At 73.7% G+C, this 12,239-nt stretch carries 4 protein-coding genes; 3 read left to right on the top strand and 1 reads right to left on the bottom strand.

Annotated elements, in window-relative coordinates; translation table 11 throughout:
- Positions 1-81: 81 nt before the first annotated feature.
- The gene (locus VET29_RS31060; RefSeq protein ID WP_324927138.1) at positions 82-7,782 is read left to right on the top strand and encodes a type I polyketide synthase; all 7,701 of its coding nucleotides are present in this window, start codon (positions 82-84) and stop codon (positions 7,780-7,782) included.
- Between the two features lie 10 nt (positions 7,783-7,792).
- The gene (locus tag VET29_RS31055) at positions 7,793-10,945 is read left to right on the top strand and encodes a family 78 glycoside hydrolase catalytic domain (protein ID WP_324927135.1); all 3,153 of its coding nucleotides are present in this window, start codon (positions 7,793-7,795) and stop codon (positions 10,943-10,945) included.
- 54 nt (positions 10,946-10,999) lie between these two features.
- On the opposite strand, the gene VET29_RS31050 is transcribed toward VET29_RS31055, so the two are convergent.
- Positions 11,000-11,500, bottom strand: a complete 501-nt coding sequence (locus VET29_RS31050; RefSeq protein WP_324927132.1) for a hypothetical protein — start codon at positions 11,498-11,500, stop codon at positions 11,000-11,002.
- 179 nt (positions 11,501-11,679) lie between these two features.
- On the opposite strand from VET29_RS31050, the gene VET29_RS31045 reads away from it, so the two are divergent.
- A complete protein-coding gene (locus VET29_RS31045; RefSeq protein WP_324927129.1) occupies positions 11,680-12,120 on the top strand; it encodes a hypothetical protein in 441 nt (146 codons plus the stop codon).
- Positions 12,121-12,239 lie beyond the last annotated feature (119 nt).

The raw sequence follows: 12,239 nt of genomic DNA, 5'->3' as shown, positions 1-12,239 counted from the left end.
TTGACCGCTATGGGCCAGTCGGAGGGGTTCGTCGCGACTCTGCGCAAGGATCGGGACGAGGCCCGGACCCTGCTGACGGCGGTGAGTGCCGCGTGGGTGCGGGGTGTCGAGGTCGACTGGGCGGTGCTCCTGGCTGGTGGTTGCCGGGTCGAGCTGCCCACCTACGCCTTCCAGCGCGAGTCCTACTGGCTGCGGCCCACCGCCGGCGCCGGCTCCGTGCGGGCCGCCGGTCTCGACCCCGCCGGACATCCGCTGCTCGGCGCCGCGCTGCCGCTCGCCGGCGGCGACGGTCTGGTCCTCACCGGCCGCCTCGGCACCCGCACCCACCCCTGGCTCGCGGACCACGCGGTCATGGGCACCGTGCTCGTCCCCGGCACCGCGCTCGTCGAGCTGGCCATCCAGGCCGGCGACCGGGTCGGCTGCGACCTCGTCGAGGAGCTCACCCTGCAGGCGCCACTCGTGCTGCCCGCGGGCGAGGAGATCGTCACCCAGGTGACGGTCGGCCCGGACGACGGAACCGGCCACCGGCCCGTCGCCGTGCACTCCCGCCGCGACGGCGGGGACTGGACCCAGCACGCCACCGGCACCCTCGGCACCGGCGCACCGGAGTCCACCGTGGACCTCTCGGCGTGGCCGCCCGCCGACGCCACCGAGGTGTCCGTCTCGGACGTCTACGACAAGGCCGCCGCGCTCGGGCTGGAGTACGGGCCGGTCTTCCAGGGCCTCGACGCGGTGTGGCACCGCGGCGACGAGGTGTTCGCCGAGGTGGCCCTCGCCGACGAGCAGCACGCCGACGCCGCCAGGTTCGGCCTGCACCCGGCCCTGCTGGACGCGGCACTGCACGCGCTGTTCGCCGGCACCACCGAACAGCGGGCCCGCCTCCCGTTCGGCTGGCGCGGCATCACCCTGTCCGCCGCCGGCGCGACGAGCCTGCGCATCCGCATGGCCCCCGCCGGCGACGGCGCGATCAGTCTCGACGCCGCCGACGGCACCGGCCGGCCGGTCGCGTCGGTCGGCACGCTGTCCCTGCTGCCGGTCACTCCCGAGCAGATCAAGGCCGCCGCCGGCGGCAACCAGTCCCGCTACGGCGTCGACTGGACACCCGTCGAACTGTCCGCGGTGGTCGCCGGGCTCGCGGTCACCACGCGGCCGGTCGGTACGGCTCACGATGCGCTGGCCGCCGTGCAGGGCTGGCTCGCCGAGGAGCCGCCCGAGAACGCCCGGCTCGTGCTCGTCACCGCGGGCGCGGTCGGCGTCACCGCGGACGAGCGTGTCCCGAACCTCGACGCCGCCGCGGTCTGGGGTCTCGTCCGCTCCGCCCAGTCCGAGCACCCCGACCGGTTCGTGCTGCTCGACGGCGACCCGGCACTCGCGGAAACCGTTGCCGCGTCGGGTGAAACCCAGGTCGCGACCAGGGACGGCCAGGCATACGTGCCGCGACTGGTGCGCGTACAGGACACCCCGGGTCGGCTGGTGCTCGACGGCACGGTGCTGGTCACCGGCGGCACCGGCGGGCTCGGCGCGCTGCTGGCCCGGCACCTGGTCGCCACGCACGGCGTCCGCCACCTGCTGCTGGTCAGCCGGCGCGGCACGAAGGCCGCCGGCGCACGCAAGCTCGTCGCGGAGCTCGCCGAGCTGGGTGCCGAGGCACGCGTCGCCGCCTGTGACGTCACCAACCGCAGGTCCCTGGCCAAGGTGCTGAGGTCCGTGCCGGACGAGCACCCGCTGACCGGTGTCGTGCATGCCGCCGGTGTCCTGGACGACGGAATCATCACCGCGCTCACCCCGGAACGCCTCGACACCGTCCTGGCGCCCAAGCTCGACGCGGCCCGCAACCTGCACGAGCTGACCGGCGACCTCGCGTTGTTCGCCCTGTTCTCCTCGGCCGCGGGCGTGCTCGGCACACCCGGCCAGGCGAACTACGCCGCCGCCAACGCCGCCCTCGACGCGCTTGCCCACGACCGCCGCGCCGCCGGGCAGCAGGCCGTCTCGATGGCCTGGGGCCTCTGGGACTCCGTCAGCGACATGACCGGCGAGCTGAGCGACGCCGACCGTGCCCGCCTGAGCCGCGACGGGTTCGGCGCACTGTCCACAACGGACGGTCTCGCGTTGTTCGACGCCGCGGCCGGCGCCGAGCGTGCGCTGTCGGTGCTGATCGAGATCGACCCGGCCGCGGTGGCCAGGGCGGCCGACACCGTGCCGCCGATCCTGCGGTCGCTGGTCCGCGCGCCCGCCCGCCGGGCCAGGGGCGGCGGCCCGGCCGGCGAGCTGGCGCAGCGGATCGCCGGGCTCGACGAGGCCGAGCAGCGGCGGATCCTCCTGGACGCGGTGCGCACGCACGTCGGCGGGGTGGTGGCCCACGCGTCGCCGGAGTCGATCGCCTCGACCCAGCCGTTCAAGGACCTCGGGTTCGACTCGCTGACGTCCGTGGAGCTCCGCAACCGGCTGAACGCCGCGACCGGGCTGCGGTTGCCGGCCACGCTGGTGTTCGACTACCCGAACCCGGAGAAGGTCGTCGACCACCTGCTGGCCGAGCTGGCCGGCGCCGTCGCGGCCACCCCCGTCGTGCCGGTCCCCCGGACCGGCGAGCCGGACGAGCCCATCGCGATCGTGGGCATGGGCTGCCGGCTGCCCGGCGGGATCGCGTCCCCCGACGAGCTGTGGGACCTGGTCATCGGCGGCCGCTCCGGCATCTCGGACTTCCCGACCGACCGCGGCTGGGACCTGGCGCGGCTGTACGACCCGGACCCGGACTCCTCCGGCACCTCGTACGTCCGGCGCGGCGGGTTCCTGCACGAGGCCGGGCGGTTCGACGCCGAGTTCTTCGGGATCAGCCCGCGTGAGGCCCTCGCGATGGACCCGCAGCAGCGGCTTTTGCTGGAGACCGCCTGGGAGGCACTCGAACAGGCCGGGATCGACCCGCTCTCACTGCGGGGCAGCCGGACCGGGGTGTTCGCCGGCATGATGGCCCAGGACTACGGCCGGGGCGTCGACGCGGGACAGGCCGGAGTGGAAGGCTTCCTGGTCACCGGCATCGCCGGTAGTGTCCTCTGTGGACGGTTGTCGTACGTGCTCGGGCTGGAGGGCCCGTCGGTCACCATCGACACGGCGTGCTCGTCGTCGCTGGTGGCACTGCACATGGCGGTCCAGGCGCTGCGGGGCGGCGAGTGCGACCTCGCGCTGGCCGGTGGCGTCACGGTCATGACCGGTCCGGAGACGTTCGTGGAGTTCTCCCGGCAGCGCGGCCTCGCCGTCGACGGGACCTGCAAGTCCTTCGCGGAGGGCGCGGACGGCACGGTCTGGGGCGAGGGCTCCGGCGTGCTGGCCGTCGAGCGGCTGTCCGACGCGCGGCGCAACGGCCACCCGGTCCTGGCGGTCATCCGCGGGTCGGCGGTGAACCAGGACGGCGCGTCGAACGGGCTGACCGCGCCGAACGGCCCGTCGCAGCAGCGAGTCATCGGCGCCGCGCTGGCGGCGGCCGGGCTCACGGTGTCCGATGTGGACGCCGTGGAGGCACACGGGACCGGCACCCCGCTCGGCGACCCGATCGAGGCGCAGGCGTTGATCGCCACCTACGGCCGGGACCGTGACCGTCCACTGTGGCTCGGCTCGGTCAAGTCGAACCTGGGGCACACCCAGGCGGCCGCCGGCGCGGCCGGCGTGATCAAGATGGTGCTCGCGCTCCGGCACGGGCAGCTGCCGCCCACCCTGTACGTGGACGCGCCGTCGTCGAAGGTCGACTGGGACGCCGGCAGCGTGCGGCTGCTGGCCGAGACCGTGCCGTGGCAGGCCGGCGCGCAGCCGCGGCGGGCGGGCATCTCGTCGTTCGGCATCGGCGGCACCAACGCGCACGTGGTCATCGAGGAGCCCCCGGCCCCGGCGCCCGCCGCTCCGAAGGGGTCCTTCGGCGCGGTGCCGTGGCTGGTGTCGGCTCGGACCGAGGAGGCGGCCAGGGACCAGGCGCGTCGCCTGCTGTCCGCCGTGGCCGGTCTCGACCCCGCGGACGTCGGCTACACGCTGGCGACCAGGCGGGCCAGGTTCGACCACCGCATGGTGCTCGTGGACGGCGCGGAGGTCGCGGCCGGGACGGTCACCCGGGGCAAGCTCGCGGTGCTGTTCACCGGGCAGGGTGCGCAGCGGATCGGCATGGGTTCCGCGCTGTACGAGGCGTTCCCGGTGTTCGCGTCCGCGTTCGACGAGGTCTGCGCACACCTGGACCCCGGGCTGCGGGACGTGATCACCTCCGGCGAGGGGCTGGACGACACCGGCAACACCCAACCGGCACTGTTCGCCGTCGAGGTGGCCCTGTTCCGGCTGCTGGAGTCCTGGGGCATCAGGCCGGACGTGCTGGCCGGCCACTCCATCGGCGAACTGGCGGCGGCACACGTCGCCGGGGTGTTCTCGCTGGCCGACGCGGCCCGGCTGGTCACCGCACGCGGCCGGCTCATGCAGGCACTGCCGGCCGGTGGTGCGATGGTCGCCATCCAGGCCACCGAGGACGAGGTGCGCCCGCACCTGACCGACCAGGTGGGGATCGCGGCGATCAACGGGCCGGACTCGGTCGTGGTCTCCGGTGAGGCCGCCGCGGCGCACGCGGTCGCGGTGGTGTTCGCCGAGCGGGGCCGCAAGACCAAGCAGCTCACCGTGTCGCACGCGTTCCACTCGCCGCTGATGGACCCGATGCTCGCGGAGTTCCGGTCCGTGGCAGAGGGAGTCTCCTACGCCGAGCCGGCGATCCCGGTCGTCTCGACGCTGACCGGGCAGCCGGCGGCCGAGCTGACGAGTCCCGACTACTGGGCCGACCACGTGCGTGGCACGGTCCGATTCGCCGACGCCGTCACCACTCTCGCCGGCCAGGGCGTGACGACGTTCGTGGAGCTGGGGCCGGACGGGGTGCTCACCGCCGCCGGCCAGAGCTCCGCGCCCGACGCGGCCTTCGTGCCCACCCTGCGCAAGGACCGCGACGAGGTCACGACCCTGACCACCGCGTTGGCCACCCTCGCCGTCCGCACCGACGCCGTCGACTGGGCCGCGTTCTACGCCGGCGCGGTCCAGGTGCCACTGCCCACCTACGCCTTCCAGCACCGGAACTACTGGCTGATGCCGGGCACCGGCGCCGGTGACGTCACGGCCGCCGGGCTCGGGTCGGCCGAGCACCCGCTGCTCGGCGCCGTGGTCGACGTCGCCGGCGAACCGGGCCTGCTGCTCACCGGACGGCTGTCCCGGCAGAGCCACCCGTGGTTGTCCGACCACGCCGTCATGGGCACCGTGCTCCTGCCCGGCGCGGCACTGGTCGACATGGCACTGCATGCCGCGAGCCGGTCCGGCTGCGACGGCGTCGAGGAGCTGACCCTGCAGGCGCCGCTGGTGCTGCCGGCGGACGGCGCGGTCGTGGTCCAGGTGTCGGTCGGCGCGGAAACTGAGACCGGACAACGGAACCTGGCCATCCACTCGCGTCCCGCCGACGGTGGGTCCTGGGTCGCGCACGCGACCGGCACGCTCGTCGCCGGCGCGGAGCCGGCGGGGGAGGCCCTCGCCGAATGGCCGCCGCCCGGCGCGACCGTGGTGTCCATCGCGGACGTCTACGACGAGCTGGCCGGCATCGGACTCGAGTACGGGCCTGCGTTCCAGGGCCTCCAGGCGGTGTGGCGGCGCGGCGACGACGTGTACGCCGAGGTCGCGCTCGACGAGGCTCAGCGGCCCGACGGCTTCGGGCTGCACCCCGCCCTGCTGGACTCCGCGCTGCACGCGCTGCTGGCCGGTTCCGGCACGGATCGCCAGCTCGCGTTGCCGTTCGCGTGGAACGAGATCACGCTGACCGCGACCGGTGCGTCCGCCCTCCGGGTGCGGATCAGCAAGGCCGGCGACGCGTTCACCATCCACCTCGCCGACACCGCCGGCGAGCCGGTGGCCACCGTCGGCGCGCTGTCCGTCCGGCCGATCACCCCCGAACAGCTCGGCGCCGCGACGCCGTCGGCGGCCGACCAGAACCTCTACGAGCTGGGCTGGGTCGGCATCGATCCCACCGGCGACACCGACGTGGACGCGGTCGTCCAGCCCATCACCGGCACCGGCGAGATCCCCGGCGCGGCACGGGAAGCCGCCCACCGGGCACTCGCGCTGGTCCAGGAGTGGCTGGCCGAGGACCGGCCGGCGAACGCGCGGCTCGTGCTGCTCACCACGGGTGCCGCGGGACCGGACGTCACCGACGCGGCCGCGGCCGCCGTGTGGGGCCTGGTACGCACCGCGCAGTCCGAACACCCGGACCGGTTCGTGCTCGTCGACACCGACGACCGGCCCGAGTCGCGGGACGCGTTCCGCGCCGCGCTCGCCACCGGGGAACCGCAGCTGGCCATCCGGGACGGCAACCTCTCCGTGCCCAGGCTCGCGCGGGCCGGGACGGGCACGGGCCGGCCGCTCGACCCGGACGGCACCGTGCTGGTCACCGGCGGCACCAGCGGCCTCGGCGCGCTGGTGGCCCGCCATCTCGTGACCCGGCGCGGGGTCCGGCACCTGGCACTGCTGAGCAGGCGCGGTCCCGCCGCGCCCGGCGCGGCCGAGCTGGCCGAGGAGCTGACCGCCCTGGGCGCGTCCGTGACCGTGACGGCGTGCGACGTGACCGACCGGGCGGCGCTGGCCGCCGTGGTGGCCGCGCTCCCACGGCCGCTGACCGGCGTCGTGCACTCCGCCGGCCTGCTCGACGACGGCACCGTCGAGTCGCTCACCCCCGAGCGGATCGACCACGTGCTGCGACCCAAGGTCGACGCGGCGGTCCACCTGGACGAGCTGGCCGGTGACGTCCCGCTGTTCGCGGTGTTCTCGTCCGTCGCCGGCCTGCTGGGCGGTCCGGGCCAGGCCAACTACGCCGCCGCGAACGCCGTGCTCGACGCGCTGGCCCAGCGGCGGCGGGCACGCGGGCTCGCGGCGGTGTCGATGGCGTGGGGCCTGTGGGCACAGGCGAGCGACATGACCGGCGAGCTGTCCGACACCGACCTGGCCCGGCTGGGCCGAAGCGGCTTCGGCGCGCTGTCCACCGAGGAGGGCCTGGCGCTGTTCGACCGGGCGAGCCGGCTCGACGGCCCGCTGGCCGTGCCGGTCCGGATCGACGCGGTCGCCCTGCGCCAGTCCGGCACGGACCTGCCGCTGCTGCGCGGCCTGGTCCGCGTCCCGGCCCGGCGCGCGAACCGGGCGGACGCGGCGTCGCTGGTCAACCGGCTGGCCGGGCTGGCGGCGCCGGACCGGCTGGCGGCGGTGCTGGACCTGGTGCGGGGTCAGGTGGCGGCCGTGCTGGCGCACGCCTCGCCGGCCGCGATCGTGCCGGGGCAGGCGTTCAAGGAGCTGGGCTTCGACTCGCTGACCGCCGTGGAGCTGCGCAACCGGATCAACGCGGCGACCGGCCTGTCGCTGTCGGCCACGCTGGTGTTCGACTACCCGAACCCGGAGGCGCTGGCGAGCCACGTGCTGTCCGCGCTGGTCCCGGACGTCCAGGAGCCGGAGGTCGACGAGAACGCCCTCCGCAGGACGCTGGCGACGATCCCGGTGAGCCGGTTCCGCGAGGCAGGCGTGCTGGAGGCATTGCTGAGCCTGGCCGGCTCGCTCGCCGAACCGGAACCCCAGCCTGCCGAGCACGCGGAGGACCTGGACAGCCTCGACGTCGACGCGCTGGTCCGCCGCGCACTGTCCGGCGGCCGCACCCCGTCGACCCGCGACGACCGCAGGGCCCGGCGCGACGAACGCCGCGACGAACGCAGGACACGCCGCGAGGAGCGCCGGGCCTCGTAATCTGTAGGGCATGCGACTCGCGCTGGTGCTGGTGCTGTTCCTGGCCTCGCTCGTGTGTGTGAACGTGCCGTCGGGGGCGGCGGCCACCGGGCTCGCCGTGCACGACCTCCGTACCGGTGGCCGGGCCAGCCCGCTGGGCGTCGACGACCCTCGGCCCACCTTCGGCTGGCGGCTGCGGTCCGGCGTGCGTGGTGACCGGCAGACCGCGTACCGGATCGTGGTGGACTCGGGGAAGCGGGTCTGGGACAGCGGCAAGGTCACCAGCGAGTACTCCGTCGCGGTCCCGTACGGCGGGCCGGCTCTGCTGCCGGCACACCGGTACCGCTGGACCGTGCGGGTCTGGGACGCGCACGGCCGCCCGTCCGCGCCGAGCGCGCCGGCCTGGTGGGAGACGGGGCTGCTCGGCACGGACTGGCCGGGCGCGCGGTGGATCACCCCGGCCGCCGCGGACGCCTACTCCTGGCAGGACTTCACGCTGGACACCGACTTCGTGGTCCGCGCCGCCGCCGCGAGCGTCGTGTTCCGCGCCAAGGACACCGACGACTTCTACCTGTGGCAGATCAACTCGGTGACCACACCGGGGAAGGTCCTGCTGCGGCCCCATGTCAGGAACCACGGCTCATACGCGCTCCTCGGCGAGGTCGACCTCGCCCCGGTGCTCACCCCGGCGAACGTGACCGCCCCGCACCACCTCAGGATCGAGGCGCGGGGCAGTACCTTGACCACCTGGGTCGACGGGACCCGGGTCGACACACGCACGGACGGCACCCTGACCGCCGGCACGATCGGGTTCCGGACGTCGGTCAGCAACGGCGTCCGCGAGGACGCGCGCTACGACAACCTCGCGGTGCGTGGCCTCGACGGGCAGGTCCTCTTCGCCGACGACTTCTCCGTGGCACCGGATCCCCGGTTCCCGGGAGAGCCCGTCACGGACGGGCAGCTGGCGCCGGGCGGCGACCCCACACTGGTCAGCCAGGACACGGCGCCGTTGCTGCGCCACGAGTTCGTGCTCGACAAGCCGGTCGCCTCGGCCCGCGCCGACGTCTACGGCCTCGGCTTCGTGGAGCCACGGCTCAACGGCCGCAAGGTGGGCGAGAACGTGCTGACGCCGGCCAGCACCCCGTACGAGCGGCGGAACCTCTACGACACCTACGACGTCACCGGGCAGCTGCGCCAGGGCGCCAACGCCGTCGGCCTCTGGCTCGGCAACGGCTACGGGCCGCGGTTCAGCCCGTTCGGGTTCCGGTGGACCGGCCCCAAGCAGGCGATCCTCCTGCTCACGGTGACCTTCACCGACGGCACCCGGCAGACGGTCGGCACCGACGAGTCGTGGCGGTGGTCGACCGGCCCCATCACGGCCGACGACCTCTACGCCGGCGAGAGCTACGACGCCCGGCTGGCACGGCACGGGTGGGACGAGCCGGGGTTCGACGACTCGGCCTGGCACCCGGTGCGTACCGCGGCCGCCCCGAGCCCGGTGCTGACGGCCAACGACGCACCGCCGATCCGCGTGGTGGAGACCCTTCGCGCCCGGGCACTCACCCAGCCACGGCCCGGCGTCTACGTGTACGACTTCGGGCAGAACATCGCCGGCTGGGAGCGGCTGCGGGTCGGCGGCCCGGCCGGCACCACCGTCCGGATGCGGACGGCGGAGGAGCTGGCCGCGGACGGCACGCTGGACACCACCACCAACCGCGCCGCGGCGTCCACCGACACCTACACCCTCGCCGGCACCGGAACCGAGACCTACGAGCCCCGCTTCACCTACCACGGTTTCCGCTATCTCGAGGTCACCGGTTACCCCGGCACCCCGACGCTGGACAGCGTGGCCGGGCGGGTGGTCCACGCGGACGTCGCCGCCATCGGGACCATCGAGACCTCGGACCCGCTGCTGAACCGCATCTGGCGGAACAACCGCTGGGCGGTGCTGAACAACTCCATGAGCCTGCCGACGGACAACCCCGTCCGGGACGAGCGCACGCCGCCGGGCATGGACGTGCAGGCCTACCACGAGGCGTCCGTCCGGGACTTCGGGATGGACCGGTTCTACGGCAAGTACCTGCTCGACCTGCCGCCCGGGACGGCGCTGCCCAACGACGCGGGCAACGCCCAGCAGCCCGACATGGGCGGCGGCTCGGTCACGCTGGCGTGGACCCTGTACGAGCAGTACGGCGACCTGCCGGCGCTGGCCAGGTCCTACCCCGCGATGAAGGCGTTCGTCGACGCCAACGCCCGGACCGGCCTCGTCTGGCCGGACCGCGGCTTCGGCGACTGGTGCCCACCCGACCGCGGCCCGAACGCGGGCGACGGCCAGGGAAACCCGAACGCGGGCGCGTGTTTCAGTGAGCGGTCGCTGGTGAACACCGCGCTGTCCTACCGGCAGGCGACCAGTGTCGCGCGGGCCGCCGCCGCGCTCGGGCTCGCCGACGACGCGACGCACTTCACCGACCTGGCCGCCGCGATCGCGAACGCGTTCAACACCCGCTTCCTCGCCGGCACGACCTACGGCGACGGCCGCCAGGTGACCAGCGTGCTGCCGCTGGCGTTCGGGATGGTGCCGGCGGACAAGGTGGCCGGGGTCGGCGCCCAGCTCGTCGACACGATCCTGAACAAGGACGGGGGACACCTGGACACCGGCATCTTCGGCACCCGCTACCTGGTGGACGCGCTGGCCAGGGTCGACCGCCTCGACGTGGCGATGACCGTCCTGGACCAGACGACCTACCCGGGTTTCGGCTACGAGATCAGCCGGGGCGCGACGACGCCGTGGGAGCAGTGGACCTACGAGTCCAACATGGAGACCCACGACCACGCGATGTTCGCCGGGGTCAACGCGTCGCTGTACACGCAGCTCGGGGGCATCACCCCGGCGTCGCCCGGGTACGCGTCGATCGCGGTCGCGCCGCGGGTGCCGGCCGGGCTGGCCCGGTTCGCCGCGTCGCTGGACACCGTACGCGGGACCGTGCGTTCGGCGTGGACCAACGGACCGTGTGGGCTCGACCTGTCGGTGACGGTGCCCGTCAACGCCACGGCCACCGTCACCGTGCCGCTGGCCGGAGGGCATCCGGTCCGGGCCACCTCCGGCGCGGTGCCGCTGTCGAGGGCCGGGCAGTACTCGGTCGGCTCCGGCACCTGGCGGTTCACGGTGGCTCGTTGCCCCTGAGCGAAACGGCCGCACCGGATGGTGCGGCCGTATGGGGCGCCTGGTCGGCGGGAGTCAGCCGGTCGTCACGGCGGCGTGCTCGGCCTCCGCGTGGGTCTTCAGGTTCAGCAGCTGCCGGCGCATCATGATCATGTCGACGAGGCCGAGCGGGCGGCCGATGACGGCGGGTCCATGGAAGATCGCCCTGGCGACGAGCCTCGTCCCCGCGCCCTCGGGGCGCACCGCGTACGTGATGACGACGCGGCCCGCCTGGATCGTCACGTGGTCGTCGCGTTCGAAGCCGACCAGGGTGAACCGGCGCATGAAGCGCTGACCCACCTCCAGGTTCACCAGGTCCGGGGTCCGGACCGGCGGGCTCGGCTTGCCGAAGTTGTCGAGCCGGTCGTAGCTGTAGGGCGCGAGCCGGATCTGGCACAGCCACGCCCACACCAGCGACGGCGGCGCGTCGACCGACACCGCGCGGTCGGCGGCCAGCCCGTCGGGATGGATCTCGTCACAGGGCAGCCGTGCCGCGCGTTCTTCCGCCGTGGCGCCCCACACCTCTCCAGGAAACATGGTCCGATGGTCCCCTTTCCCGCCCGGTTCGACAGCCGGGGACAGCCCGAATAGCATTCAACGCGTCCGCGCGATTACCACGTGATTACCGGTGTCGCGGCCGACCAGGGAATTACCGTCGAATGGGTCCGGCGGTCCACACTGGATGCCGAGGTGTAACCACAGACAGGAGGTATGCCGTGAGGCGTTTGTTCGAGAAGGGACCGACCCGCAACTTCCTGCTGCACCTGCTGGAGATGACGGCCGCCATGTTCATCGGCATGGGCGTCCTCGCCTGGCCGGCCCACGCGTTGTTCGACGCGCTCGGCTGGCACGCCGTCAACGAGGAGATCATCCCGCGCACCCTGGTGATGGCGACCAACATGAGCGTGGGCATGGCGGTCTGGATGCGCATCCGCGGCTGCCACTGGCGCGCCACCTGGGAGATGTGCCTCGCGATGTACCTGGCCTTCGTGCCCATGTACCCGCTGTACTGGGCCGGCTGGATCTCCGACACGACCGTCATGGTCGTCGGGCACGTCCTCATGGTCCCGGCCATGGCGGTCGCGATGCTGTTCCGGCTGGACATGTACACGCAGAGCCATCACGGCCACCGGCACGCGGAACACGTGAACAGCTAATCCGCGCGATGTGAGAAATTCATGTCATCGCCGAAATCCCCTCATCTCTTCGACTCGAACGAGTGAATGTCCGTTGACTCCTGGCGAGAACGGCGGGAGCGTGGAAAGCACTCGTAATC

Source organism: Actinophytocola sp. (genome assembly GCF_035634895.1).
GTDB lineage: Bacteria > Actinomycetota > Actinomycetes > Mycobacteriales > Pseudonocardiaceae > Actinophytocola.
Note: the sequence above shows the minus strand (reverse complement) of the source record. Positions and strands in the feature narration are given on the sequence as shown.